Below are 25,870 nucleotides of genomic sequence, written 5' to 3' on the forward strand. Positions count from 1 at the left end.
GACAGAAAATCGCCGGCGGTTAGTCCGGCGTCAGGAACAGCGCCGAGGTCCAGACCCGCGACTGGTCGCGCTGCCGCGCCGTGATGAACAGCGGATGCTCGCGCCCCGGTTCCAGCTCCAGTTCGCCCAGCGCGATGCTGCCAGCCACCTCGCGCGGCAGCGCGCCTGCGCTGATGCGTTCAACCGCCACGCTCAATTCCGCTCCCGGCAGCTTTTGCTCCACGCCGCCGGCAGCCAGCAGTTCTTCTCCTGCCAGCGACAGCACGGCCTGCGGCGCATGGACATAGGCCTGCGGCTGCAGCGGATCGCCGACCTTGATATAACTGTCGATGCGCGAGTGCACCTCGATGCGGGCGCCGGCCAGCGTCGACAGATCCAGTTCGATGCTGTCGGTATCGCCGCTGGTGCTGGTGCGGAAGGCGATGGTGGTGGCGTCCTGGCGCCAGACGGTTTGCTCGGGATGATCGAGGCCGTAGGCGCTGAAGTCGCGCACCACGGCGCCGGTCACGCGGATGGTGCCGCTCCAGTAGGCGCCGCGATAGCGCTCGTGCACCCGCGCGCCGCCGAGGCGCAGGCGGATGCGGCCGTCGGCCAGCCCCGCCTCACGGTGCAGGTCGCGCTGCCAGACCACGCGCGCGCCGTCGTACAGCGTGACCGATTCCCAGCCCTGGTCGCCCAGCAGGCGATAGTCGAGTTGCGCGCCGGCGCCGGCGCTCAGCACTTCGCCCATCCAGTGTTGTCCCAGTTTCAGGCTGGCGTAGCTGCGCTCCCCGGTGGTGGCGAAAGTGCGGCGCGCGCGCAGGGCGACGGCCACGCCTTCGCGGTCGAAGCGTTCGGCGATGACGCCGGTCAGGCCGCCGCGCGAGCCGAAGACGGCGGTGGCCGGCACGCCGCCGCCGCAACGGCCCTGGTGCTCGTCGCTGTTGGCGGCGGCGCCCATGCGGTAGCCTTTCCGCAGCGCCTCGGCGTACACCCAATGGAACTGGCCCCAGGCCGACGCCACTTCGATCAGCCTCTCCAGCTGCGGGTGGTGCCAGTCCAGGTTGCAGCGGCGGCCGCCGATGTGCGGCATCATCAGATGGCCTTCGGGATCGTCCGCATAGGCCGCATACAGTTCGTCGACCGGCCAGGCGCCGGGCTTCAGCGTGCCGGCGGTGAACTCGTTCCACTCGAAGGAGCGCACCAGCCGGCCCTTGTCGTCGAAGGGGAAGCGCGGCTTGCCGTCGCGCAGGAAGACGATGTTGCGGTCGCCGCCGGCGCTGGAGTTGCCGCACCATTCGGTGCCTGGATAGCAGACGAAGCGCCCAGGCTCGTTCAGTGCGTGGATCAGTTCCACGGCCTTGTTCCAGCGCTGCTCGGTGATGTTGAAATCGTTGGCGGTGTAGCCCAGCACATCGAGGCCGGCGACGTCGCGGCCGTAGCTCAGGTTGTAGCTGGTGTCGTTGGTGCCGACCGTGTCGTCCGAATGCACATGCAGGTCGGCGTACAGCGCGCGCAGGGCACCGCTGCTGTTTTCCACGTTGACGTAGGCGCTGGCCTCGGCCAGGCGCGGATCGTCGACGCCGGCCGCGATGCGCCATTCGCCGTTGCGCGCCAGGCGCAGGCCTTCGGCGCGCACCACAGCCCATCCGGATTCGGCCAGCGTATAGGCTTGTTCCCGCACTTCGCCTTCCGGGCCATGCAGCCGCAGCGTGCCGGCCAGCGGCAGGTTGCGGCAGGTGTTGCCCCAGGCGTCGTCGGCGCGGACGATGATGTCGAACGCTTCCTCGTTGCCGACCAGGCGCGGCGCCACGATCTGCAGGCTGGCCGGCGCGCCGGGCACGATGTCGATCAGGCTGTCGCCCGGCACCTCGGCAAACTTGGAGCTGCCCAGCGGATCGATGAACATGCGGAAGCGGAAGCCCTGTTCGACAAAGCTCTGCACCCGCGTGCCGCCGCCGCCCTGGCGCCGGTCGCCCAGGCGGATCACGATGCGATCGCCCGGGTTCAGGTAGCCGTCGACGATGTCGATGATGACGGCTTTCTGGAACGGCCGTTCGTGGCCTTTCTGGTCGAAGCGCACTTTCAGCTGCTGCACCGTGGCCGCGCTCTGGCCGGGCACCAGTTCGCCGGCGTGGTATTCGGCCGAGACGTAGTTGGCGCCGGCCGGATCGCTGGTCTGGAACAGCGCCCAGTCGGAATAGAACTTGAAGGCCAGCTTGAGCCAGGCGCCGTCCGCCAGGCCCGAGCCGCCCACCGTGTAGACCAGCTGCAGCTCGGCCCATTCTCCGGCCACCAGTTCGCTGCGCGGGCAGGACAGGCTGCCGAGGAAGGGCAGGTTCTTGTTGCGTTCATACAGGCCGATGGGCGCGATGTAGTCGCCGGCTTCGGTTTTCGGATCAAATTGCGGCATGTCGTTTTCCTTGTCTGTTTATGCGGTGCGCCAGTTTTCGTAGTGGCGTTCGATGCGGCGGAACACCAGGCTTTCCATCAGCCAGGCGATCAGGCCGATGATGGCGATGCCCAGCAGGACCTGGCTGCTGTTGCCGACCTGGCCGCCCATCGACACCATCCAGCCGATGCCCTTGCTGGCGCCGACCATCTCGGCGGCGACCAGCGCGCGCCAGGCCTGGCTGAAGCCGATGCGCAGCGCCGCCGTCAGCACCGGCAGCGACGCCGGCAGGTACACGTGCAGCAGCAGCTGCGCCGGCTTGGCGCCCAGCGCGCGGGCGGCGCGCACCTCGCCGCGGCCGATGGCCTGCACGCCTTGCTGGATGGTGACGGCCATGGGAAACGCCGCCGCCACCAGGATCACCACCATGATGGAGACGTAGCCCAGGCCGAAGATGATCATCGTCAGCGGCGCCCAGGCCACCGGCGGTATCGCCATGAACAGGCTGTTAAGCGGCGAGATGAAGGCGCGGAAGCGCGGCGACACGCCGCCTGTCACGCCCAGCAGCAGGGCCGCGGCGATGGCTGCGCCGAAGCCGCCCAGCTCCTCCAGCACGCTGGCCAGCAAGTGCGGCCCGAGACTGCCGTCGCGGACCCAGCGCGTCGCCTCGGCCAGCACTTCCCACGGCTGCGGCAGGACGTAGCTGGGGAAGCGGCTGGCGGCCAGGCCCCACGCCAGCAGCAGGAACGGCAGCGAGGCCCAGCTCCATGAAGGTTTCGGCCAGCGCATTTACGGCGCCGCCTTTGGTTGTGTTTTCAATTGCGTTTTCTGCTGCCACGACAGGTCCAGCAGCTGCTCGACCTTCAGCGCCTTGGGTATGAAGCCGAGCGCCAGCGAATAGTCCATCAGCCGCTGGATGAACTGCTGGTCCGACGTTTCCAGTTTGGCCGACCAGCCCAGGCGCTTGCGCGCTTCCTTGACCACCGCTTCCGGCGCCACGGTCTTGCCGTCGACGGTCTGGATCGGCGCGATCTTGAAGGTGTCGATGATGATGCGGTTGGCCGCATCGGGCTGTTCGTTGAGGAAGGCGATGGCCTTGTTATGGGCGCGCAGCAGCTTGACCACGTCGTCGGGCCGCTCGTGCAGGGTCTTGGGCACGGCCATGATCACGTACCACGGATAGTTGGGCAGCGCCTTGTTCACGTCCAGCACCAGCCGGCTGCCGCCGCGCAGCAGCGCCTCGCTGACGAACGGCTCCCACGAGAACGCTGCGTCGGCCACGTGGCGGTCCAGCGCCGCGTTCATGTTCGCCGGCGGCATGGCGACGATAGACAGGTCATGCTCGGGGTCGAGCTTGGCGTAGTCCTTCAGCACATAGCCGCGCAGCAGCACGTCCATGCCGCTGCCCTTGGCCACGCCGGCCAGCTTCTTGCCGCGCAGGTCGGCCACCGTATTTATGCCGGCCTCGTTCGATGCGATCACGGCGGCCTGGCCGGAATTGACCTTTGCCAGTATCTTGCCTTCCAGCCCGCGCGAGAACCATTGATACACCGGCGGCGCGCCTACATAGGCGACATCGATTTCGCCCGCCGCCACCGCCTGCTGCAGCAGCGGTCCGTCGCCGAAGGATTTGAGTTCGACCTTCAGGCCCTCGGCCGCGAACAGGCCTTGCTGCTCGGCGACCGCCGCCGGCGCGTTGGCCATGGCGTAGACCCAGCCTATCCTCAGCGGCTGGCTGGCCGCCTGGGCAAACATGGACAGGGTGCCCAACAGCAGGGCGGCGAGGATGTTGTTACGCATGGGTGGTGCTCCTGGTCGGGGTGATCTGGTCCAGCAAGTCGTTGCGGTAGTCGAGGAAGCGCGGCAGGCGGCGCGTGTGCTGCAGGCTGCGCGGACGGGGCAGGTCGATGTCGACGATGGCGCGTATGCCTTCCGGCGCCGTGCCCAGCACCACCACGCGGTCGGCCAGGAAGATCGCCTCGTCGATATCGTGGGTGATGAAGACGGTGGTCTGGCCCAGCGCGGCCCACAGGCGCAGCGTCTCCTCGTTCATGGTGTTGCGGCTGATGGCGTCGAGCGCGGCGAAGGGCTCGTCCATCAGCAGCACGCGCGGTTCCAGCGCCAAGGTGCGCGCCAGCGACACGCGCTGCTGCATGCCGCCCGACAGCTGATGCGGCAGCTTGGCGCCGGCATCGGCCAGGCCGACCAGCTCAAGGTAAGACTGCGCACGTTCGATCTGCTCCGCGGCCGACAGCTGCCGCGCCATGCGCAGGCCGAAGCGCACGTTGTCCAGGGCGCTGAGCCACGGGAACAGGTTGGGCGACTGGAACACATAGCCCAGTTCCTGCATCTCCGGATTGACCGCGCGGCCGTTGATGCGCACGGCGCCGCTATCCGGTTGCTGGAAGCCGGACAACAGGTTCAGCAAGGTCGATTTGCCGCAGCCGGATGGGCCGAGGATGGCGATGAATTCGCCGGGACGGACCTGCAGCGACAGGTCGCGGAACACTTGCTGGCCGCCCGGCCAGGCGAACGACACGCCGTCCAGCGACAGCGCGGCGGCGGGCGCAAAGGCAGATGAAATGGCGGCCGGTATCGCGGGAATTTTGTTGTTGGTCATGGCTGGAAATCCAAGCATTTTTTTGGTATGGCTGTGATAATACGTTTTAATACAAGTTGTAAGAACTGACATTTCCGCATTTGCATATCTGTTCCCTGATTGCCGCTTCCCGACCCGCCATGCACCTGATAAGAGAAAACATCGCCTCGCTGTACGAACAAATCGCCTCGCTGCTGCGCGAGGAAATCCAACAGGGCCGCTTCGAACCTACCGGCAAACTGCCGTCGGAGGCGGCGCTGTGCCTGCGCTTCGGCGTCAGCCGCGTGACGGTGCGGCTGGCGCTGGCCAGGCTGGAGCAGGAAGGGACGGTGGCGCGCAAGCAGGGCAAGGGCACCTACGCGGCGGGCAAGCAGCTGCGGCATGGCCTCGACCAGCTGCGCAGTTTTCACGAGTCCTTGCTGCAGCAGGGTTTGCAGGCCGGGATGCGGCTGCTGTCGCGCGAGATCGTCGATGCGCCGGGAGGCGCCTTGAGCGTGATGGGGGACGAGGATGGACGCTGCTTGCGGCTGCTGCGCCTGCATTTATTGGATGGCGCGCCGCTGGCGGTGGGCCGCAGCTATCTGCCGCTGTTGATGGACGCCGCGGATCGTGAACGCATGGAGCGCACGCCCTCGTATGCGATCTTGCAGGAGTTGACCGGCCAGGCGGTGGCGCGCGCCGACCTGGCGATCAAGGTGGGACAGGCCGACGCCGAACTGGCGCCGGCGCTGGAAGTGGTGGAGGGCGCGCCGCTGCTGGTGATGGAGCGCAGCTCCTACTTCGCAGACGGCGCGTGCTGCGACCGGTCGCAGTTCTACATACGGCCGGAACGCTACGAGTTCGTCATCAAGACTTCGTTTGCGCAGGCTGGCGGCTAGCGCCGGCGCCGCCCGCGACCAGCTGCACGATGACGGCGACGACGATGTTCAGGATCAGCGCCAGCAAGCCGGTGTAGGCGGTGTAGTTGTCGCCGCCGATCACCAGCGTGTGAATAGGCTTGATGCCGTCGCTGAACGCCAGCCAGCTGCCGGCGCCGATGCCGACCGCCCAGCCGGACAGCAGCGCGCGCGAACCGAACCAGCCGAAGAACAGGCCGAACACCACCGACGGGAAGGTCTGCAGTATCCACACGCCGCCCAGCAGCTGCAGGTCGAGCGCGAATTTGGTCGGCAGGAACAGGATGAACACCAGCGCGCCCACCTTGACCACCAGCGACACCAGCTTGGCCACGCGGGCCTCGCCGGCCGGCGTGACGGCAGGATTGACGTAGGGCTTCCAGAAGTTGCGGGTGAACAGATTGGCCGCGCCGATCGACATCACGGCCGCCGGCACCAGCGCGCCGATGGCGATGGCGGCGAACGCGAAGCCGCTGAACCAACTCGGGAACAAGGCGTTGAACAGCGCCGGCACCACGTCGTTGTTGTTCTTGACGGTGATCTTGGCGGCGTAGGCCATGAAGCCCAGCAGCGCGATCAGGCCGAGCAGGATGGTGTAGGCCGGCAGGAACACGGCGTTCTTGCGGATGGTGTCCGCGCTCTTGGCGGCGAAGATGCCGGTCAGCGTGTGCGGATACATGAAGGCGGCCATCGCCGAGCCCAGCGCCAGCGTGGCGAACGGCAGTATTTGCGCCGACTTCAGGGTCAGGCCGGTGTTGCCGCCCTTGGCCGCGAACGCTTCGGCGGCGGAGGAGAACACCACGCCGTAGCCGCCCAGCTTCATCGGCACCAGCACCACCGCGACCAGCACGACGATGTAGATCATCAGGTCCTTGACGAAGGCGATCAGCGCCGGCGCGCGCAGGCCGGCCGAGTAGGTGTACAGGGCCAGGATGACGAAGGCGGCGGCCAGCGGCAGTTCGCCGGTCAGGCCCAGCGCCTTGATCACCACTTCCATGCCGACCAGCTGCAGCGCGATGTAGGGCATGGTGGCGACCACGCCGGTCAAGGCGATCGCGAACTCCAGAGGGCGCGACAGGTAGCGGCCATACACCACGTCGGCCGCCGTCACGTGGCCGGCTTTTTGCGCCGCGTGCCACAGCTTGGGCATGATCAGGAAGACGATCGGATACACCAGGATGGTGTACGGCAGCGCGAAGAAGCCGTAGGCGCCGACCGCGTACACCAGCGCCGGCACGGCGATCACGGTGTAGGCGGTGTAGAAGTCGCCGCCGACCAGGAACCAGGTGATCCAGGTGCCGAAGTTGCGGCCGCCCAGGCCCCATTCATCGAGGTGGGCGCCCTTGTTTTCCTTGCCGCTCTGCCAGCGCGAGGCGAGGAAGCCCATCACCGTCACCAGCGCGAAGAAGAAGATGAAGACGCTCAGCGCCGTCCAGTTGATTTGGCCGTCCATCATTCCTCTCCCTTTTTCAGGCCGTCCTGGTAGACGATCCAGATGATAAGCGCCGTCAGCGGCACCCACGCGAATTGATACCAGTAGAAGAAGGGGAAGCCGAACAGCGATGGGAGTTCGTGGTTGTAGAACGGGAGCCACAGGAGGCCGATAAACGGCAGGGCGAGCAGATAGCGCATGAGGATCTCCATGATCAGGATTGTTATGCGTAGAGACGCCATCGGTCTTTTATACCGATGGTCGTCAATCGTGGGCGACAATCTATCATATTGAAAGAAAGCCTGCAGCGCCTCCCTCTAAATGATGGCTAGGGCTGCGGATTCCAGCCGGCGCCGCTGCCATAGGCGCTGAACACCTTGGCGCGGTCGGCGAAGCCCGCCGCCACGTCGCTGGCGCTGAGCTGGAAGCCGCCGACTCGTGCCGCCAGGTTGATCGGCGTGCCGTTCAGCGTGGTGCTGCCGTACTCGCGCCAGCCGCTGGCCGCTGTGGGCACCACGGGATTCGGCGCCGGCTGGCCGTTCACGCCCGCGCCGGCCCAGCCCACCGTGGCCACATGCGCATCCATCCTGGTATTGATGAAGGCGATGTTGTCCCACGTCGTCGTGCCGCCCGGGCTGCGCGCCAGATAGGTGGCGCCGGCCGGCACGTCGCCGTGCAGCGGTCCGGGACCGGCGCCGTGCGTCAGGCTGCTGTTGAGGAAGACGTAGCCCTTGTCGGTGGCGTTGGCCACGCGCGCCTGCAGCACGTAGCCGCCGCTGGTGGCGCTGGTGGTGTCGCCGACGGAGCGGATTTCGCTTTCCTCGAACAGCGCGGCGCGGCTGCTGCCCCAGATGAAGTCCACGTTGCCGGCCACCAGCGAGCGATAGAACCACGAGTAGCCCTTCAGGTTCAGCGTGTCCTGCTCGCTGAAGAAGTTGGCGTTCTTCGCCACCAGGCGGCCGGTGTCGCTGTTGAAGTAGATGGTTTCCGCCTGCGCCGAGATGGCGCTCGAGCGCAGCGTGGTGTTCTTCAGCGTCAGCGTGTCGATGGTCAGCATGTCGGCCGATTCGACCATCATCACCGCGCGGCCGCCGGACGGCGTGGCGCTGTCGCCATTGGCCTGGCTGGCGCCGGAGCCGGTGTTCAGGGTATCGTAGTTGGCGTACTGGATGACGGCGCCGTCGCGGCTTTCGCCCACCAGCGTCACGTTGTTCTTGCCGCGCAGGTAGAGCAGCTCGTTGTAGACGCCGTTGCGGACGTTGATGGTCAGCGGATCGCTGGCGCCCAGTTCCTTCATCGCGTAGTTGAGCGCCGCTTGCACGGTGTTGAAGTCCGCGTCGTCGCCGGCGCCCACGGTCAGGCTGGCGGCGGCGCCGGCCGGGCCCGCGGCGCGGGTGGTGAACGACCAGTCGCCCAGCTTGCCGATGCCGGTGAACGGTATGCCGCCCAGCGTGGCGCCGTTGAACACGCCGTTGGCGACTGCCACGTAGTACTCGGTGCCGTAAGCCAGCTTGTTGCTGTGCGGTTTGATCGTCACCGTGTTGCCGCTGACGGCGACCGGCGTGGTGTTGACCTTGCGGATGGTGGCCTGGCCGGCATAGCCCAGGATGTCGGTCTCGCCGGACAGGCGGATCACGTCCACCAGCGCGTCGTCGGTCTTGCGGAAGATGCGGATGCTGCCGCTGGTTCCCAGCGTCGGCGGCGTATCGAAGGTCAGCTTGAGCGAGGCGTCGACATTGGCGCTGCCGGCATGCGCGGCGGGCATGACCGCGCCGGTCAGCGGATAGGCTTGCGCCGGCTGCACGAACTGCGGGCTGATGGTGGCGGCGATGGTGCGCTGCAGGGTCGGATCGGAATCGCTGGCGATGGTGACGGTGGCGTTGCCGGCGCCGACCGCCGTCACGCTCAGCACCGTGCCGTTGATGGCCACTGCGGCCACGGCCGGGTTGCTGGAGCTGGCGGCGAAGGTATCGAGCGTGCCGTTCGGCTTGACCGCCGTGACGTTGACGGCGAGCGGCGCATCGCCCACTTCCGCCGAGTAGCTCAGCGTCGACGGATTGAGCGTCAGCTGCGAAGGCTTGAGCGCCGGATCGCCGATGCGCACGTCGTCGATCTGGAACGATTTGTTGGCCGTGTACAGGCCGACCAGGCCGCGATCGGCAAAGGAGGCATCGGTGACGGTGCCCAGCGCTTCGCCGTCAAGATAGACGGTCAGCGAAGTGCCGATCATTTCGAAGCGCACGGTGTAGAACTGCGCGTCCATCTGGATCGGCTTCTTCACCTGCTTGGGCCGCGACAGCGTGCCGGCCAGCATCCTGGCGATTTCCACCTGGGTGCTGGCGGTGCTGCTCTGCACATTGAGGCCGCCGCCGTACCAGTTGGCGGCGTCCTTGTAGCGGGTGACCAGGTACAGCAGCTTGTTGCCGGTGGTGCCGTTGGTCATCGGCTTGATGCGCGCCTCGACGTAGTAGTCGCCGGATGGCACCGCGCTCATGGCCGCGGGCTTCAGCAGCGCCAGCACGCCGCCGGTGCTGGCCGCCGTGTACTGCATCACCATGTTGGCGGCGCCTATGCTTTCAGCCTTGACGCTGAAGCTGCCGTTGGCGCCGGCCACGGGCAGCAGGTTCCAATTGGACGAGCTGCCGTTCTGGAAGTCGTCGCAGAAGTACAGGCCCGAAGGCGGGCAGGCCAGCGTGACGGTGACGTCGGGCGTGACGTTGCCGCTGCCGGTGATCGACGTAACCAGTTTGCCGCCGCCGGCCTGCGCCAGCGCGTTGGCCTTGACCAGCGCCTGCGGCCGCGCGGAGTACGCATACGGCACCGTGTAGGCGACGCTGTTCGGCACCGAGCATCCGGCCAGCGCGGCGCCGTTCAACACCGAGCCGCTATCCCTGAAGGCGCCGGGCACGGTGCCGCCGATCGGCTCGACCACGTCGTCGCAGCGAGACACTCCGGCGATCTCGAACACGTTGTTGTTGGACAGGATCTGCGCGGCCTGGCCGACGCCGATGCTGTATTCGTAAGGGTAGGCCGGGTGCGATTTGCTGCCGACGAAGTAGTTGTTGTACACGTGGACCTGGCCGTAGCGCACGCGCGGCGCGCGGCTGACGATATCGCGGAACACGTTGTTGCTGAAGGTGACGTGCAGCTTGCCGCCGTCGGCGACGGCGGTGTCGCTGGAGCCGATCAGGTTGTTCTTGCGGTGCTGGCCGAAGACGTTGTACGACACCGTCACGTAGTCCGAGGCGTTGGTGACGTCGAGCGCGCCGTCGTGGCATTGCTTGACCTGGCCATTCTCGACCGGCAGCAGGTCGTCGGTCATGGCGCCGTCGGTGAAGGTGTTGTGGTCGATCCAGACGTGGTCCGAGCCGCTGACGCCGATGCCGTCGTAGGCCGAGTTCCAGTTGCCCAGCGCGCCGTCGGTCGGATCCCAGATCGGCCCGACGTCGCAGGGATTGACGATCTTCAGGTTGCGGATGATGACCTGCGAGACGTTGGACAGGATGATATGGCCGTTGACGATGCCGGAATTGGCGCCATCGCCGATCAGCGTGGTGTTGCTGGGCAGGCGTATCAGGCCGCGGATGGCCTGGTCGCCGGTGTTCGCGTACGGCACGCCTTCGCTCATGTCGATGGTGCCGGCGAGCTTGATGATCTTGGCGTTGCTGCCGCCATGCTTGATCGCCGCCAGCAGCTGCACGCGGTTGGTCGCCGTGTAGATGTTGGACGACAGCGCGGCCGAACCGCCGGTGGTGCCGCCGGCCTGGCCGGCAAAGCCGTCGGCCGGCGCCGTTTGCAGCGCGACGTCGGCCGCCGTGGCCACGGCGACGCCGCCGGCCAGCAGGGAAAACAAAAGGGACAGGCGTAGCGCCGCCCTGAAACCTGTGCGTTTCATAAGGTGCTCCTTGAGTGTGAGGGCGGACTAGTTCTGTTTGCGGCGCAGGCGGCCCAGCAGGCCCAGGCCCGCCAGCAGCATCCACGCGGCGGCCGGCTCGGGCACCGGCGCGGTCGGCGACTGCAGCGTGATCGCCGTTTCCAGCGGACTGTAGTCGCCGTTCCAGTTCACGGCGCTCAGGTCGATGGCGATGGTGTGGTTGTTCACCAGGGTCAGCACCGGCGTGCCGGTGGTGACGCCGGCATCGGTCACGCCGAAGCCGGTGATGGGGGCGGCCAGCGTGGCGCCGAAATCGAAGCTGGCGCTGTAGCTGCCGGCGGCCAGCGGACCGTTGTTATAGATGGTCAGGTGGCCGTTGGGCGCGAAGTCGAACACCAGCGCGTAGTCGGCGCTGATGAATTCGGCATTGGACAAATAGGGATCGAGGCCGCTGACGTTGCTGCCGGCGTCGGCCGCGAAGCCGTGGTCGGCGCCCAGCATGCCCGCGGCGTCGCCGTTGTAGGCGGCGGTGATGACGGCGTTGTGCAGCGGATCGGCGGTCGCTTGCGCGCCGCCGGCGGCGAGCGCAAGACATGCGGCCGCCATGGCTTTGAGTACGGGATTGTGCATTTGTGTCTCCAGATATTGAGTTCAACAACGCCGGTCTGCGCCGGGTGCCGGTCGGCACACCTCGCGTATGCCGCGCCACCGCGAGGAGGGCGCCGGGAGGGCCGAGCTCGCAGTTGGTCAAAAATCTGTGTGATACAGCAAGCAGCTTCAAGTGCTTGGGTGGTCGGCCAATTCTAATGTGGTCTGACCAATTTTGCAAGGCGGACTGGCCGGTAAGTTGAAGATGTGTTGCTTCTTCGATAGTGGTTGACCGATAACATAATGCTTTGTAGGATGAATCAAATGCTACTTCCTGGCTCAGGTGCGAGATGCGGAATGTGATGGCGCTTGCAATGATGTTGCTGTCCTGCGCCCGTGTCGCGGCTGGAGAAGTGACGTTGTACCTGATGGAGGTGCCGCCGCTGACCTTCAACGAGCCCGGCCGCAAAGGCATCGCCGGCGACCTGACGCTGGAGGCGATCAAGCGCGCCGGCTACACCGCCCGCATCGTCGTGGTGCCGAACAACCGCGCGATGGCGATGGTGCAAAGCGCGGAGGCGCGCGACACCCTGATCATTCCGCTGGCGCGGCAAAAGGAGCGCGAGCCGCATTACAACTGGATCGCGCCGGTCGCCAAGGTCAACCGCGCGTTCTTTTCGCTGGACCGGAAGGTCGGTTCGTTTGACGAGGCGCGCGCCGGCTTCCGCCTGGTCGGCGTGGCGCGCGGCACGGCCGGCGTGAACATCCTGCGCGAGCAGGGCTTCGCCGAGAGCCAGATCTACGAAATCAACGACACCAGCGCCGGCGCGCGCATGCTGGCGCTGCGCCGCTTCGATGCCTGGTACGGCCCCACGCGCCAGTTCCACGAATGGATGCGCGGGCTCGATCCGGCGCCCCAGGTGCAGGTCAGCGCCGTGCTGGGCACGACCGTCAACTACCTGGCCTGCTCCAAGACGTGCGATCCGGTGCTGAGCGCGCGGCTGGCCGGCGCGCTCGACAAGATGAACCGCGACGGCAGCGCCAAGGCCATCGAGGCGCGCTACGGCCGCGGCGATTAATCCCCGGTTTCAAAGCGCACGCACTCTGTGCTGCATCAATCGTGCGGTGCCCGGCGACAGTATCGTTTGAGATCCCCCCCAACACCTCAGAGGAGAATTCAGATGGCAACTACTTCCCACCCGAATATCATTCCCGGCAGCGGTCAATTGGCGCTGCAAGGCGCTGTCGCGCTGGGTCCGGTGGCGGACGAGCAGACACTGGAAATCACGGTCCGGCTGCGCGCCAGCCCGGTGCTGGCGCCGCTGGACCTGCAGCCGGCCACGGCCGACACCTCGCCCGGCGGCCGCCGGTACCTGAGCCGCGAACAGTTCGCCCAGGCGCATGGCGCCAGCGACGACGACATCGCCAAGGTGGAAGACTTCGCCCGGCAGCGCGGCATGGCGGTCATCAGCAGCAGCCCGGCCCAGCGCCGCGTGGTGCTGGCCGGTACGGCGGCGCAGATGAGCGCCGCGTTCGGCGTGCAGCTGCAAGAGTATGAATACCCGGACGGCAGCTATCGCGGCCGGGTCGGCGAACTGAGCGTGCCCGATGAGCTGGCCGGCGTGGTCGAAGGCGTGTTCGGGCTGGACGACCGGCCGGTGGCCACGCCCAAGTTCCAGCGCCTGCAGCTGGACACCTTCGCCTCGATGGCGGCGGCCAATATCTCCTTCACGCCGCCGCAGCTGGCGCAGATGTACAACTTTCCGCAGGGGCTGGACGGCAGCGGCCAGTGCATCGGCATTATCGAGCTGGGCGGCGGCAGCCGGCCGCGCGACCTGCGCATCTACTTCGGCGAACTGGGGCTGCCGGTGCCGCGCGTCAAGTCGATCTCGATCGACCACGCCAAGAACCGGCCGACCACGGCCAACAGCGCCGACGGCGAAGTGATGCTCGATATCGAGGTGGCGGGCGCGGTCGCGCCGGGCGCGCTGATCGCCGTGTATTACGCGCCGAACACCGAGCGCGGCTTCCTCGACGCCATCACCGCCGCCGTGCACGACGACGTCAACCGGCCGTCGGTGATCTCGATCAGCTGGGGCGCGCCGGAATCGGCCTGGACCGGGCAGGCGATGATGGCCTACGAGCAGGTCTTCGCCGATGCCGCCGCGATGGGCGTGACCATCCTGTGCGCGGCGGGCGACAACGGCTCGACCGACGGCGTGGCCGACGGCGCCCAGCACGTCGACTTCCCGGCGTCGGCGCCGCACGCGCTGGCCTGCGGCGGCACGCGGGTGACGATGCAGGATGGCGGCGCGCCGGCCGAGTCGGTGTGGAACAACGGTCCGAACAGCGCCACCGGCGGCGGCTTCAGCAGCTTCTTCGCCCGTCCGGATTACCAGGCCGGTGTCGGCAACGGCCAGGCGGCGCGCGGCGTGCCCGACGTGGCCGGCGACGCCGATCCGGCCAGCGGCTACCGGGTGAGGGTGGACGGCCAGACGCTGGTGATCGGCGGCACCAGTGCCGTGGCGCCGCTGTGGGCCGGGCTGCTGGCGCTGATCAACCAGAAAATCGGCCATCCGGTCGGCTTCCTCAACCCGCTGCTGTACGGTTCGCTGCAAGGCAAGGGCGTGACCCGCGACATCGTCGTTGGCAATAATGGAGCGCAACAGGCCGCCCCGGGATGGGACGCGTGCACCGGTTGGGGCTGTCCCGATGGGGAAAAACTATTGCAGGCACTGAGCAATTAATTTTGCCGATCAGGAGGTGTCCAGGCGGCAGTTTTGCATGGGAAAAAGACACTTTTTGCGTCTGGACGCCGCTAAAAATGGTGATTGTTGCCAAAACGCTGATAGAATAGTGAGGTGAGGAATTTATTTGCGGTCGAGCCGTTATAGGAGCCGATTATGATTATGGTGAACAACATTGGTGGTGCTACCCTGTCTGCAGCAGCTGTTGCGGAGAAGGCACTCGAGCCGAAGAAAATCGCCACTCCCGCCCCCGAGACCAACGCGGACATGAGCGCGTCGGTGGCGGCTTATCTGTCGCTGCCCGGCTTCAATGCGCCGCTGCAGACCGACCCGAACACGACCGTCAACGCGGCCGACAAGGCCAGCGCCGTGATCAAGGCGGTGGCGGAATCGGACGACGACAGCCTGAAACTGGCGCTCAAGCAATTCGACGAAGGCTTGAAAAAACTGGTGCAGCGTCCCGAAACCCAATTCTTCCAGGCCAAGTTCGGCACCGACAACGGCACCCACGAAGACCTGGTAGCGCCGGACCCGCTGCCGGGCGTGGACGAGAACGGCTTGCTGGGCAGCGGCAAGGTCGACATGTCGGCCGACACCAACCGCGATGGCAAGATCAGCCCGGAAGAGCTGCGCCGCTACCAGATGCCGATCACCTACCGCAGCAGCCAGCACGCCGCCGATGCGGTGGCGGACGGCCCATCGGCCTTCTCGCTGACCGAAGCCAACCGCGCCTACGGCGTGGTGGCCACCGCCGACGCCTGATCCTTGCATCCTGCAATAAAAAGGGCTTTGCCAGCGGCAAAGCCCTTTTTTTATGCCTGAGGCGGAGCAGCGGCCTCGGCTATCCCGTTCGCGATACAAAAAACACACTAACTCTGCAAAAAGTGCGAATATGTCGGGCAAAAGTGCGTTTCAGTTAACTTTTGGCGTGGCATGCATCTTTTAGCGGGAGTTTTTAGTGAGAAACCAGAAATTCAAGCATTTGCAGTGGCGCGCGTCGCGCGCCGGCATGGCGGCCCTGGCCGCCGCCGCCCTGGGCGGTTGCGCGCTCGGCCCCGATTTCAAAACACCCTCCGCTCCGGCCAACGCCGGCGACAGCTATACCCCGACGCCGCTGGCGGCGACGACGGCGGCGTCCAGCGGCCCCGGCGGCGCGGCGCAGCAGTTCGCGCCGGGGCAGGATATCCCGGCCCAGTGGTGGACCGTGTTCCGCTCGCCGGCGCTGGACCAGCTGATACGCGGCGCGCTGGAACAGAATCCGACCATGGCGGCGGCCGAAGCCTCGCTGCGCCAGACCCAGGAACTGTACAACGCCCAGGCCGGCAACCTGGTCTATCCGTCGGTGAACGGCCAGCTGGGCGTGTCGCGGCAGAAGGTTTCCGCGGCCACCGCCGGCAACGGCGCGGGCGTGTTCAACCTGTATAACGCCTCGGTCAACGTGGCCTACACGCCGGACGTGTTCGGCGCCACCCGCCGCACGCTGGAAGGGGCGAGGGCGCAGGTCGACTACCAGCGCTTCCAGGTCGAGGCGACCTATCTCGCGCTGAGCGCCAACGTGGTCACCACGGCGATCCGCGAAGCGTCGCTGCGGGCGCAGCTGAAGGCCACGCGCGAAGTGCTGGACGCGCTCACCAAGCAGATGGGCGTCATCGAGAAGCAGTTCGAGTTCGGCGCCATCCCGCGCAATACCCTGCTGACCCAGCGCAACCAGGTGGCGCAGATCGCCGCCACCCTGCCGCCGCTGGAAAAGGCGCTGGCGCAAAGCCGCCATCAGCTGTCCGTGCTGGCGGGCAAGCTGCCGAGCGAGGCCGGCATGCCGGAGTTCTCGCTGGAGTCGCTGACCTTGCCGGAATCGCTGCCGGTGTCGCTGCCGTCGGCGCTGGTGCGCCAGCGACCCGACATCCGCGCCAGCGAGGAGCAGCTGCATGCGGCCAGCGCGCAAATCGGCGTGGCGACGGCGGCCCAGTATCCGCAATTCACGCTGAGCGGCAGCTACGGCTCGTCGGCGCAGACCTTCGGCAAGCTGTTCGATTCGCAGACCACCGCCTGGAACCTGGCGGGCGGGCTGGTGGCGCCCATCTTCAACGGCGGCGCGCTGAGCGCGCAGCGGCGCGCGGCGGAAGCGGCCTACGACGCGGCGGCGGCGCAATACCGCGCCACCGTGCTGGCGGCCTTCCAGAACGTGGCCGACAGCCTGCGCGCGCTCGACTCCGACGCGGCGTCGCTGAAGGCGCAGGCCGAGGCGGAATCGCTGGCGGCCGAATCGCTGGCGCTGGCCACCGAGCAGTACAAGCTGGGCGGCATCAGCTACCTGCTGCTGCTCGACGCCCAGCGCGTCTACCAGCAGTCCCACGTCAGCCTGGTGCAGGCGCAGGCGGCGCGCTATGCCGACACGGCGGCGCTGTTCCAGGCGCTGGGTGGCGGCTGGTGGAACCGTTCCGGCGGCGTGCCGGCGGCGACCGCCGTATCGGCCGCGGCGCCTTACGGCAAGACCAAGTAAGCAATATCGAACAACATCCATAGCAGGAGATAGATTCATGGCCAAGCGACTCATGACCAAGCGTATATTCATCATGATAGGGTGCGTCATTTTGCTGATCGCCGTGCTGGCGTTCGGGAAGTATCTGCAGATTAAGAAGCTGATCGCCAGCTCGCCCAAGCCGGGCGCGCAGGTGGTCACCGCGATGAAGGCGGAGATCTCCGAATGGCAGCCGCAGCTGACCTCCGTCGGCACGCTGGTGCCGGTGCGCGGCGTCGACGTGACCACCGAGATCGCCGGCCTGGTACGCAAGGTTAATTTCAAGTCGGGCGATGAAGTCAAGTCCGGCCAGGTGCTGTTCGAGATGAACGCCGATTCCGACGTGGCCCAGCTGCGCGCGCTGCAGGCCGCCGCCGACCTGTCGGCCTCGGTGCTCAAGCGCGACAAGCTGCAGTTCGCCGCGCAGGCCATCAGCCAGGCGCAGCTCGACAACGACGACGCCGACCTGAAGAGCCGCAAGGCGCTGGTGGCGCAGCAGCAGGCGCTGGTCGACAAGAAGACCATCCGCGCGCCGTTCGCCGGCAAGCTGGGCATCACCGCCGTCAATCCCGGCCAGTACCTGAACCCGGGCGACAAGCTGGTGACCCTGCAAACCATCGATACCGTGTATGTCGATTTCTACGTGCCGCAGAAGCAGCTGGCCGGCCTGTCCATCGGCCAGAAGCTGAACCTGACCAACGATGCCTATCCCAGCCTGGGTTTCCCCGCCAAGGTGACCTCGATCAGCCCGAAAGTGGACCCGGCCACCCGCAACGTGCAGGTCGAGGCGACCGTGCCGAACGCCAAGCGCCAGCTGTTGCCGGGCATGTTCGCCAATGTCAGCCTGGACCTGGGCGACAAGAAGAAATACCTGACCCTGCCGCAGACGGCCATCACCTACAACCCGTACGGCTCGACCGTGTTCGTGCTGGCGCCGGGAACGGGCAAGGACGCGCCCAAGGATGACAAGGGCAACGCCCAGCTGGTGGCGCAGCAGGTGTTCGTCACCACCGGCCCGACCCGCGGCGACCAGGTGGCCATCCTGACCGGCCTGAAGGAGGGCCAGACGGTGGTCACCAGCGGCCAGCTGAAACTGAAGAACGGCACCCCGGCCGTCATCGACAACAAGGTGCAGCCGTCCAACAGCCCGAATCCGACGCCGCAAGAACACTAAGGAGGGCGCGCCATGAACTTTACCGACATCTTCATCAAGCGCCCGGTGCTGGCCAGCGTGGTCAGCCTGCTGATCGTGGTGCTGGGCCTGCGCTCGCTGTTCAGCCTGCCGATCAACCAGTATCCGAAGACGCAGAACGCGGTGGTCACCATCTCCACCACCTACTACGGCGCCGATGCCGCCACCGTGGCCGGCTTCATCACGCAGCCGCTGGAATCGGCGGTGGCGCAGGCGCAGGGCATCGACTACCTGTCGTCGTCGTCCAACAGCGGCGTGTCCGTGATCACCGCCACGCTGCGGCTGAACTACGATTCCAACCGCGCGCTGACCGAGATCACCACCCAGGTCAACTCGGTGCGCAACCAGCTGCCGCAACAGGCGCAGCAGCCGGTGCTGACGGTGCAGACCGGCCAGACCACCGACGCCATGTACATGGGCTTCTACAGCGACACGCTGCCGACCAACAACGTCACCGACTTCCTGGCACGCGTGGTCAAGCCCAAGCTCGATTCGATCCAGGGCGTGCAGACAGCCGAACTGCTGGGCGCGCGCCAGTTCGCGCTGCGCGCCTGGCTGGACGCGAACAAGATGGCGGCCCACGGCGTCACCGCGACCGAAGTCAGCGCCGCGCTGGCGCAGAACAACTACCTGGCCGGCCTGGGCGCCACCAAGGGCCAGATGGTGACCGTGCCGCTGACCGCCGGCACCGACCTGCACACGGTGGAGGAGTTCAAGGCGCTGGCCATCAAGCAGGCCGGCGGCGCCATCGTCCACCTGGAGGACATCGCCACCGTCACGCTGGGCTCGGAAAACTATGACTTCAACGTCGCCTTCAGCGGCGTGCGCTCGGTGTTCATCGGCATCAAGGTGGCGCCGGAGGCCAACATCCTCGACGTCGCCAAGCGCGTGCGCGAGGCCTTCCCGCCGATCAAGGAACAGTTGCCGAACGGCCTGACCGGCGAAATCGTCTACGACTCGACGGACTTCATCAACACCTCGATCGACGAAGTGGTCAAGACGCTGATCGAGGCGCTGATCATCGTCACCATCGTCATCTACCTGTTCCTGGGCAGCTTCCGCGCGGTGATCGTGCCGGTGATCGCGATGCCGCTGTCGCTGATCGGTACCTTCTTCGTGATGCTGATGCTGGGCTATTCGATCAACCTGCTGACCTTGCTGGCCATCGTGCTGGCGATCGGCCTGGTGGTGGACGACGCCATCATCGTGGTGGAAAACGTCGACCGCCACATGAAGGCCGGCATGAAGCCCTACGACGCGGCCATCGTCGCGGCGCGCGAACTGGGCAGCCCGATCCTGGCGATGACGGTGGTGCTGATCGCCGTCTACGTGCCGATCGGCTTCCAGGGCGGCCTGACCGGCGCGCTGTTCACCGAATTCGCGTTCACGCTGGCCGGCGCGGTGGCGGTGTCGGGCATCGTCGCGCTGACCCTGTCGCCGATGATGTGCGGCCACTTCTTCGACGCCAAGCAGGACGAGGGGCGTTTCGTCAAGGCCATCGACAAGGTGTTCGACAAGGTGCACAACGGCTACCTGCGGCTGCTGCACAGCCTGCTCAACACCTGGCCGGTGCTGATCATCTTGGGCGTGATCCTCAGCCTGCTGCTGGGCCTGATGTTCAAGATGTCGCAGGCCGAGCTGGCGCCGGAAGAGGACCAGGGCATCGTGCTGTCGCAGGTGGTCGGCGCGCCGACCGCCACCTCGGACCAGATGCAGGCCTACGCCAAGCAGATCTTCGACATCGCCCACTCGCTGCCGGAATACGAGCAGATGTTCCAGATCACCGGCGTGCCGACCACCAATGCCGGCATCGGCGGCGTGCTGTTCAAGTCGTGGGACAAGCGTTCGCGCTCGGCGCACGAGATCCAGACCGAGCTGCAGGCCAAGTGGAACAACGTGGCCGGCGGCCGCGTGGCGGCGTTCCAGTTCCCGGCGCTGCCGGGCAGCTCCGGCTTGCCGGTGCAGTTCGTCATCACCACCACCGAGCCGTTCGAGAACCTGAACACGGTGGCGCAGGCGGTGCTGGACAAGGCGCGCAAGGACAACAAGTTCTACTTCGCCGACGTCGACCTGAAGATCGACACGCCGCAGGCGCGCGTCGAGGTGGACCGCGACAAGCTGGCCACGCTGGGCCTGACGCAGCAGGACTTCGGCAACGCCATGGGCGCGGCGCTGGGCGGCGGCTACGTCAACTACTTCTCGATCTCCGGCCGTTCGTACAAGGTGATCCCGCAGGTGCAGCAGGTCGACCGCCTCAACCCGGCCGACGTGCTGGACTTCCAGATCAAGACGCCGAGCGGCGCCATGATCCCGGCCAGCACCGTGGCCAGCATCAGCTACAGCGTGCAGCCGGAATCGGTGACCCGCTTCCAGCAGCTCAATTCGGCCACCATCGCCGGCGTGACGGGCGCCTCGCAGGGCGAGATCCTCGAATACCTGCGCAACACGCTCAAGGAAGTGGCGCCGTCGGGCTACACGGTGGACTACTCGGGCAGCTCGCGCCAGTTCGTCAGCGAGTCGGGCGGCTTCGTGCTGACGATGGCGTTCGCGGTGGTGATCGTGTTCCTGGCGCTGGCGGCGCAGTTCGAGAGCTTCCGCGATCCGATCGTGATCCTGTTCTCGGTGCCGATGGCGCTGTTCGGCGCGATGACCTTCATCTTCCTCGGTTTCGCCTCGATCAACATCTACACCCAGGTCGGGCTGGTGACGCTGATGGGGCTCATTTCCAAACATGGTATCCTGATCGTGGAAGTGGCCAACCACCTGCGTTTGGCCGGCAAGAACAAGCGCGAAGCGATCGAGGAAGCCGCCGCCACCCGGCTGCGGCCCATCCTGATGACGACGGCGGCCATGGTATTCGGCGTGGTGCCGCTGGTGATCGCCTCGGGCGCGGGGGCGGCCGGACGCCATGCGATGGGGCTGGTGATCTTCACCGGGCTGTCGATCGGCACGCTGTTCACGCTGTTCGTGGTGCCTGCCATGTATATGTTCCTGGCGGGCGAGCACAAGGCTGAAACGCATGCCACGGCTGAATCGGCAACGGGCCCGGCTGACCAACCCGCAGGCCAGGCGACATAACACCATAAGAAATATGCCCGAAGAAGTGCAGGGAAAGCGGCAGGGAAAGCGCAAGCGCAGCCTGGAGGAAGTGATACTCCTGCTGCTGTGCGCGCTGAGCATTCCCAGCATCCTGCCGTTCGGGATCTACCGCCTGCTGCAGCACAGCTGGATGTCGGCGGCGGTGGACATGACGCTGGTGCTGGGCATGGTGGCGGTGATGCTGCATGTGTGGCGCACCGGCCGCCACCGCCTCGCCAGCCTTGGGGTGACGATCTTCTACTCGGCCGGCATGCTGGCCACCGTGTACCTGCGCGGCGTATCGCTGGTGTACTGGGTGTATCCGACCATGATCGCCGCCTTTTTCGTGCTGCGGCCGCGCGCCGCGCTGACCATCAACAGCGTCTCGCTGGCAGGACTGGTGGCGATCCTGCTGCCCCAGCTGGAGCTGCTCAACCTGCTGACGATCGTGGTGACCATCGTGCTGGTCAATCTGTTCGCCTATATTTTCGCCGACCGCACCGGCCTGCAGAACCGCGCGCTGCACACGGCGGTGGAGCTGGACTTCCTGACCGGCGTGGGCAACCGCCGCGCGCTGGACCGCAAGCTGGCCGCGCATGCCGAGGAACGCCGCCCGCACCTGGAATCGAGCCTGCTGCTGCTGGACCTGGACCACTTCAAGCAGGTCAACGATCTGTTCGGCCATGCGGCCGGCGACGAAGCGCTGAAGCGCCTGTGCGAGGTGATGCGGCAGCATACGCGGGCGTCGGACCGGATCTTCCGCTACGGCGGCGAGGAGTTCGCCATCATCGCCAGCGGCGCCGGCCTGAGCGCCGCCGCCAGGCTGGCCGAAGGCCTGCGCGGTGCGGTGGCCGGCGCTCCCCTGGTGCCGGGCCATCCGGTCACGGTGTCGATCGGCGTCACCTACATGGACAAGAGCACCGGCCCGGCGGACTGGCTGATGCGGGCCGATAAGATGCTGTACGCGGCCAAGCAGGGCGGCCGCAACGCCGTGCGCGTGGCTGATTCAGCCAATTCAGCCGATTCGGCCGTCCCGTCAGAGCACACCCAGGGCGCGTAGCGGCGCCAAGTGCTTGTCGTGGAACTCGGCGGCCTGCCGGTTCAGCTCGGCCACGTTGGCGTCGTCGCCCTCCAGGGTCTTGCCGTCCTTGACGATGGACTGCCCCTGCGACTTGAGCACATGCCAGGCATATTCCACCCATTCCCCGGGCCGTGTTTTTCCTTGCGCCTGCGCGGCGATGAACAGTTGCTGGAAACGGTGTACGGGAATTCCGCCGCCGAGGGCAGGGCTGGCCAGGAAGGGAATCTCGGCGGTATAGTGCGCGCGCTGGATCAGCGCCCGGTTCAGCTTCTCGGTCTCGGGCCGGCGTGCCGCGGCTTCCTGCTCGTCGAGCGCCGCGCCCAGGACGTTTTTCTCGACCAGCAGCATGCAGGCCTGGTGTAGCTGCGGCAGCGTGATGCTCCGCAAAGCCTGCTGCATCTGGCCTATGGTGCGCGCCTGATGGTCGCTCATCAGGTCCAGTATCGGATTGTAGATCTCCGCGCTCAGCGCGCCCTCGCCAACCGAGCCGGCGATGGTGAGCGTGACGTCGTCGCGCGCCATGCACATGATCATCCGCTGGGCGCGCAATTGTTCGGCGTATTCCAGCGGCTGCAGCTGGCGCCTGCCTTTGATCCAGTAGTCGCGCCGGAACTGCTGGTTGATCATGAAATCGAAAACGCTTTCGCGGAATACCGGGTCCGGTATTTCATCGAGCAAGGCCCGTTGTTCCGAGGTCAGGTTCAGCTCCGGCACCAGCTCGGGGTAGCTGGCGGAGCAGGCGTAATCGAGCTTGGCGTCGACCAGCCAGCCGGCCATGTCGGCGAAGGACATCGGCAGCCAGTCGCGGTTGAAGTATTCGTGCGCCAGGTACTGGCGATTCTGGCCGCCGAGTTTCTTCATTCGCTCCGCCACGCCGGGATTGGCGCGGGCATACAGCGGGTTGGCCGCCATCAGCTTGTCGGCGAATGCCAGCGCGCCGTCGACCTTGGCGACGATGCCGGCGCCGGGCGCGGTCATCACGCTGGCGTGCTGCGTCATCAGGTCGCGCATCGGGACCATCGCCGCCCAGCCGGGCTGGGTGTTATAGCTGATGTACAGCAGCCCGCCGACCTTCAGCTTGCGCCGCACGAAGTCGACGATGACGGCGCGGTTGTCGTCCGAGATCCAGCTCCATATGCCGTGCAGGCCGATGTAGTCGAAATCCGGCAAGTCGCTGCGGTTGCAGAATTCCACGAAGGACTGGTCGTACAGCGCGGGGCCGTCGGCCAGGTGCTCCGCCAGTTGTCGGGCAAATCCCGCCTGGCCGGGATTGAAGTCGGTGCCGTACCACCTGGTGGCCGAGGCGGCCGCATGGATATTGGTGCTGATGCCCTGGCCGTAGCCCAGCTCGCAGGCGGTACCGCTTTCGGGCAGGGCGATGCGCGCGTGCAGCAGCGCCAGGTTCGCCCGCAACGGGTTCAGCGCGTGATAATACCCGTAGGTGTAGCCGATGTCGGCGATATAGCCATTGCTCCAATTTGTCATTTACCACCTCGTCGATTAACTGCACAAATTCTAGTGCAGTTTTGATATGATGGGCGCAAGGATGCGAACGAAACGGGGGATGGCATGAGATACATCATCGCGGCAGCGGTGCTGGCGGCAAGCGCGCGCGGCGCCGCAGCCTTGCCGTCCCCTCCGCCTTCTCCACCACCGGCCAGTCCGCCGGTGCTGACCGATGAGATCATCAAGAAGGCGGTGCGGGAGACCATCGCGGAAAATCCGCAGCCGCTCGTCAACCGCAACGCCGGGGCGTTTTCCGCCGGCACCGCGCACGACAAGATGAGCGCAGCATTCGAGCAGGCCAAGGTGCCCGACTGCCTGCACGGCGACGCGCTGAAACATCAGCCGGCGCAGATCGGTCCGATCGCCGTGGTTGGGCCGTATTCGCTGCCGTGGGTGATCGCGGCGGCGCTGCGCGGCAAGTGCAACTGAATCTCTAGAACGGGTTGACGCCGATCAGCAGCAGGTGCAGCCAGTGCGCGAACAGCACCGACACCGCAAACCCCACCACCACGGTAATCGTCGTACCGATGGCGGTACCCGCAGGGTAGGTGGTGCCGGCGGCCCGGTCGCGCCTGCGGGCCGTGCGGAACAGCAGCACCGACCATAGCAGGAAGCTGCCGAACAGGATGATGTCGTGCAGCGTGCCGTTGGCCAGCAGGTGCGCCAGCGCCCAGGTCTTGACGGCCAGCGTCATCGGATGATGGATCTTGGCCTTGATGCTGTTGCGCGGCACGTAGGCCGCCGCCAGCAGGATGAAGGCGATGACCATCAGCGGAGCGGCGACGTGGGCCATCGCCTTCGGCGGCGACCAGACCACCACCGGTTGCTGGCGCGCGATGCTGTAGCCCCAGACGATCAGGCCGAAGCCGGCCAGCGACACCACCGAGTACAAGCCCTTCCACGCGTTCGCGCCGAGCTTCGCGCGCATGGCCGTGCGCCAGTCGTCGGCGAAGATGCGCACCGAGTGCAGTCCGAGAAAAATTACCAAGCCGAGTATCAGTATCGCCATCGCGCATCCCTGTGCTGGTTAAATGTGATGACGATACACTGCTGTGCGGCCGCACGCAACGCCGCGGTGCCTAGCGCAGACGACCCGCCAGATGTACGACGGTGCCGCCATCGCCATCGCCATCGCCGGCCAGCCGCAGCGCGCGCCAGCCGTCGGCGTCCGCCTCGCTTGCCAGCTGCACCGACAACGGCGGGCAGGGCAGCGGCACCGGCCGCAGGAAGCGCACGTCGAGCTCGCGGAAGCCGCCGCTCCCCAGCGCTTCAATACTGCGTGCCAGGCTGCCGAAGCCTTGCAACACCTTGCCGCCAAAGACAGAGCGCCGCGCCAGCGGACCGCACCAGTGGATGGGATTGAAATCGCCGGTCAGCAGCGCGAAGCGCAGGCCGTCGCTGGCGTCGGCCCGCCACTGGCCGGCGGTATGCCAGGCCGGATCGGGCGGGCGCGGCGCCGCGGTTTTCGGCGGACGCTTGCCTGGCAACAGAAAACTCATATGCAGGCGCGTCTCGACCAGCCTGGCCTGGCCGGGGACGCCGGTGATGATGGCGACCACCACGCGCACGCGCCCGGCCGCCGGTTCCATGGATTCGATGGAGACGCTCAAGGTCAGCGCCGTATCGCGCGGCAGCGGGCCGTGGACGGTCATCGAGACGCCCTGGTTGATCACGCGGGTGAGCCGGTAGGGCAGTTGCATCAGCAGTTCGCCGACCAGCGGCAGGCTCCATTGCGACACCATATGCGGCGGCAACTGGCCTTCATAACTGCCGGCGGCACCGCACCAGCGGATGTACTGTTCGACCAGCCGTGCAGGCGGCGCCGCGATGGTGCGCTGGATCGTCATGCCGACCGGCGCTTGCGCCGAGGGGGGGGGGGGGGGCGCGGGGGGGGGGGGGGGGGGGGGGGGGGGGGCGCGGGGGGGGGGGGGGGGGGGGGTGTGGGGCGCGGGGGGGGGGGGGGGGGCGGGGGCGGGGGCCGGGGCGGG

General features: G+C 66.6%; 20 protein-coding genes. 9 read left to right on the forward strand and 11 right to left on the reverse strand.

Annotation, left to right across the window (positions count from 1 at the left end):
- Positions 1 to 19: 19 nt before the first annotated feature.
- Genes ACCD07_RS22510 through ACCD07_RS22525 form a run of 4 tightly spaced genes read right to left on the reverse strand, consistent with a single transcriptional unit; the run spans position 20 to position 4,991 of the window.
- Positions 20 to 2,392, reverse strand: a complete 2,373-nt coding sequence (locus ACCD07_RS22510) for a hypothetical protein (protein WP_413448625.1) — start codon at positions 2,390 to 2,392, stop codon at positions 20 to 22.
- A gap of 18 nt (positions 2,393 to 2,410) precedes the next feature.
- Positions 2,411 to 3,160 carry an ABC transporter permease gene (locus tag ACCD07_RS22515; protein ID WP_176651501.1) on the reverse strand — a complete coding sequence of 250 codons (750 nt, stop codon included), beginning with the start codon at positions 3,158 to 3,160 and terminating at the stop codon, positions 2,411 to 2,413.
- The gene (locus ACCD07_RS22520; protein ID WP_413448626.1) at positions 3,161 to 4,171 is read right to left on the reverse strand and encodes an ABC transporter substrate-binding protein; all 1,011 of its coding nucleotides are present in this window, start codon (positions 4,169 to 4,171) and stop codon (positions 3,161 to 3,163) included.
- Positions 4,164 to 4,991, reverse strand: coding sequence for an ABC transporter ATP-binding protein (locus ACCD07_RS22525; RefSeq protein ID WP_413448627.1), 828 nt, complete (start codon positions 4,989 to 4,991; stop codon positions 4,164 to 4,166). Before ACCD07_RS22525 ends, ACCD07_RS22520 begins: the two co-directional genes overlap by 8 nt.
- A gap of 119 nt (positions 4,992 to 5,110) precedes the next feature.
- On the opposite strand from ACCD07_RS22525, the gene ACCD07_RS22530 reads away from it, so the two are divergent.
- Complete coding sequence (locus ACCD07_RS22530) at positions 5,111 to 5,848, forward strand: GntR family transcriptional regulator (protein WP_413448628.1); 738 nt, start codon at positions 5,111 to 5,113, stop codon at positions 5,846 to 5,848.
- On the opposite strand, the gene mctP is transcribed toward ACCD07_RS22530, so the two are convergent.
- The 4 genes from mctP to ACCD07_RS22550 form a co-directional block, all read right to left on the reverse strand.
- A complete protein-coding gene (gene mctP, locus ACCD07_RS22535; RefSeq protein ID WP_176652104.1) occupies positions 5,817 to 7,319 on the reverse strand; it encodes a monocarboxylate uptake permease MctP in 1,503 nt (500 codons plus the stop codon). The genes ACCD07_RS22530 and mctP overlap by 32 nt on opposite strands.
- Positions 7,319 to 7,498: a DUF3311 domain-containing protein gene (locus tag ACCD07_RS22540; RefSeq protein ID WP_176651497.1), complete on the reverse strand. Its 180-nt coding sequence runs from the start codon at positions 7,496 to 7,498 to the stop codon at positions 7,319 to 7,321. Before ACCD07_RS22540 ends, mctP begins: the two co-directional genes overlap by 1 nt.
- Positions 7,499 to 7,626: 128 nt before the next feature.
- A complete protein-coding gene (locus ACCD07_RS22545) occupies positions 7,627 to 11,193 on the reverse strand; it encodes a pectinesterase family protein (RefSeq protein ID WP_413448629.1) in 3,567 nt (1,188 codons plus the stop codon).
- A gap of 27 nt (positions 11,194 to 11,220) precedes the next feature.
- Positions 11,221 to 11,802: a PEP-CTERM sorting domain-containing protein gene (locus ACCD07_RS22550; RefSeq protein ID WP_413448630.1), complete on the reverse strand. Its 582-nt coding sequence runs from the start codon at positions 11,800 to 11,802 to the stop codon at positions 11,221 to 11,223.
- A 332-nt stretch (positions 11,803 to 12,134) separates the two neighbouring features.
- Between ACCD07_RS22550 and ACCD07_RS22555 the strand changes: the two genes are divergently transcribed.
- From ACCD07_RS22555 to ACCD07_RS22585, 7 genes are all read left to right on the forward strand, one after another.
- The gene (locus tag ACCD07_RS22555; RefSeq protein ID WP_413448631.1) at positions 12,135 to 12,839 is read left to right on the forward strand and encodes a substrate-binding periplasmic protein; all 705 of its coding nucleotides are present in this window, start codon (positions 12,135 to 12,137) and stop codon (positions 12,837 to 12,839) included.
- Between the two features lie 102 nt (positions 12,840 to 12,941).
- Positions 12,942 to 14,507: a protease pro-enzyme activation domain-containing protein gene (locus ACCD07_RS22560; RefSeq protein WP_413448632.1), complete on the forward strand. Its 1,566-nt coding sequence runs from the start codon at positions 12,942 to 12,944 to the stop codon at positions 14,505 to 14,507.
- Positions 14,508 to 14,663: 156 nt separating this feature from the next.
- A complete protein-coding gene (locus ACCD07_RS22565; RefSeq protein ID WP_413448633.1) occupies positions 14,664 to 15,269 on the forward strand; it encodes an EF-hand domain-containing protein in 606 nt (201 codons plus the stop codon).
- Positions 15,270 to 15,465: 196 nt separating this feature from the next.
- Positions 15,466 to 17,007 carry an efflux transporter outer membrane subunit gene (locus ACCD07_RS22570; RefSeq protein WP_413448634.1) on the forward strand — a complete coding sequence of 514 codons (1,542 nt, stop codon included), beginning with the start codon at positions 15,466 to 15,468 and terminating at the stop codon, positions 17,005 to 17,007.
- A gap of 52 nt (positions 17,008 to 17,059) precedes the next feature.
- Complete coding sequence (locus tag ACCD07_RS22575) at positions 17,060 to 18,199, forward strand: efflux RND transporter periplasmic adaptor subunit (protein WP_176652102.1); 1,140 nt, start codon at positions 17,060 to 17,062, stop codon at positions 18,197 to 18,199.
- A gap of 12 nt (positions 18,200 to 18,211) precedes the next feature.
- On the forward strand, positions 18,212 to 21,295 hold the full coding sequence (locus ACCD07_RS22580; protein ID WP_176651492.1) for an efflux RND transporter permease subunit: 3,084 nt from the start codon (positions 18,212 to 18,214) through the stop codon (positions 21,293 to 21,295).
- Positions 21,296 to 21,308: 13 nt separating this feature from the next.
- The gene (locus ACCD07_RS22585; protein ID WP_413448635.1) at positions 21,309 to 22,355 is read left to right on the forward strand and encodes a GGDEF domain-containing protein; all 1,047 of its coding nucleotides are present in this window, start codon (positions 21,309 to 21,311) and stop codon (positions 22,353 to 22,355) included.
- On the opposite strand, the gene ACCD07_RS22590 is transcribed toward ACCD07_RS22585, so the two are convergent.
- Positions 22,332 to 23,861, reverse strand: a complete 1,530-nt coding sequence (locus ACCD07_RS22590) for a class I SAM-dependent methyltransferase (protein WP_413448636.1) — start codon at positions 23,859 to 23,861, stop codon at positions 22,332 to 22,334. The genes ACCD07_RS22585 and ACCD07_RS22590 overlap by 24 nt on opposite strands.
- A gap of 84 nt (positions 23,862 to 23,945) precedes the next feature.
- Here ACCD07_RS22590 and ACCD07_RS22595 point away from each other — a divergent pair, with 84 nt between their 5' ends.
- Positions 23,946 to 24,311, forward strand: a complete 366-nt coding sequence (locus tag ACCD07_RS22595) for a hypothetical protein (RefSeq protein WP_176651489.1) — start codon at positions 23,946 to 23,948, stop codon at positions 24,309 to 24,311.
- A 4-nt stretch (positions 24,312 to 24,315) separates the two neighbouring features.
- Here the strand turns inward: ACCD07_RS22595 and ACCD07_RS22600 are convergent, their stop codons facing one another.
- Both ACCD07_RS22600 and ACCD07_RS22605 read right to left on the reverse strand, forming a co-directional pair.
- Positions 24,316 to 24,891 carry an NnrU family protein gene (locus tag ACCD07_RS22600; protein ID WP_413448637.1) on the reverse strand — a complete coding sequence of 192 codons (576 nt, stop codon included), beginning with the start codon at positions 24,889 to 24,891 and terminating at the stop codon, positions 24,316 to 24,318.
- A 70-nt stretch (positions 24,892 to 24,961) separates the two neighbouring features.
- Positions 24,962 to 25,870: MaoC/PaaZ C-terminal domain-containing protein (locus tag ACCD07_RS22605; protein ID WP_413448638.1), on the reverse strand; the 909-nt coding region annotated here is incomplete at its 5' end.

Source organism: Duganella sp. Dugasp56 (genome assembly GCF_047304105.1).
In the GTDB taxonomy this organism is placed as follows: domain Bacteria; phylum Pseudomonadota; class Gammaproteobacteria; order Burkholderiales; family Burkholderiaceae_D; genus Rugamonas; species Rugamonas hordei.

Bases quoted from the DNA above. Each gene is read 5' to 3' on its own strand.
- ACCD07_RS22510 (WP_413448625.1), bottom strand. From the start codon at position 2,392: ATGCCGCAATTTGATCCGAAAACCGAAGCCGGCGACTACATCGCGCCC.
- ACCD07_RS22515 (WP_176651501.1), bottom strand. From the start codon at position 3,160: ATGCGCTGGCCGAAACCTTCATGGAGCTGGGCCTCGCTGCCGTTCCTG.
- ACCD07_RS22520 (WP_413448626.1), bottom strand. From the start codon at position 4,171: ATGCGTAACAACATCCTCGCCGCCCTGCTGTTGGGCACCCTGTCCATG.
- ACCD07_RS22525 (WP_413448627.1), bottom strand. From the start codon at position 4,991: ATGACCAACAACAAAATTCCCGCGATACCGGCCGCCATTTCATCTGCC.
- ACCD07_RS22530 (WP_413448628.1), top strand. From the start codon at position 5,111: ATGCACCTGATAAGAGAAAACATCGCCTCGCTGTACGAACAAATCGCC.
- mctP (WP_176652104.1), bottom strand. From the start codon at position 7,319: ATGGACGGCCAAATCAACTGGACGGCGCTGAGCGTCTTCATCTTCTTC.
- ACCD07_RS22540 (WP_176651497.1), bottom strand. From the start codon at position 7,498: ATGCGCTATCTGCTCGCCCTGCCGTTTATCGGCCTCCTGTGGCTCCCG.
- ACCD07_RS22545 (WP_413448629.1), bottom strand. From the start codon at position 11,193: ATGAAACGCACAGGTTTCAGGGCGGCGCTACGCCTGTCCCTTTTGTTT.
- ACCD07_RS22550 (WP_413448630.1), bottom strand. From the start codon at position 11,802: ATGCACAATCCCGTACTCAAAGCCATGGCGGCCGCATGTCTTGCGCTC.
- ACCD07_RS22555 (WP_413448631.1), top strand. From the start codon at position 12,135: ATGATGTTGCTGTCCTGCGCCCGTGTCGCGGCTGGAGAAGTGACGTTG.
- ACCD07_RS22560 (WP_413448632.1), top strand. From the start codon at position 12,942: ATGGCAACTACTTCCCACCCGAATATCATTCCCGGCAGCGGTCAATTG.
- ACCD07_RS22565 (WP_413448633.1), top strand. From the start codon at position 14,664: ATGATTATGGTGAACAACATTGGTGGTGCTACCCTGTCTGCAGCAGCT.
- ACCD07_RS22575 (WP_176652102.1), top strand. From the start codon at position 17,060: ATGACCAAGCGTATATTCATCATGATAGGGTGCGTCATTTTGCTGATC.
- ACCD07_RS22580 (WP_176651492.1), top strand. From the start codon at position 18,212: ATGAACTTTACCGACATCTTCATCAAGCGCCCGGTGCTGGCCAGCGTG.
- ACCD07_RS22585 (WP_413448635.1), top strand. From the start codon at position 21,309: ATGCCCGAAGAAGTGCAGGGAAAGCGGCAGGGAAAGCGCAAGCGCAGC.
- ACCD07_RS22590 (WP_413448636.1), bottom strand. From the start codon at position 23,861: ATGACAAATTGGAGCAATGGCTATATCGCCGACATCGGCTACACCTAC.
- ACCD07_RS22595 (WP_176651489.1), top strand. From the start codon at position 23,946: ATGAGATACATCATCGCGGCAGCGGTGCTGGCGGCAAGCGCGCGCGGC.
- ACCD07_RS22600 (WP_413448637.1), bottom strand. From the start codon at position 24,891: ATGGCGATACTGATACTCGGCTTGGTAATTTTTCTCGGACTGCACTCG.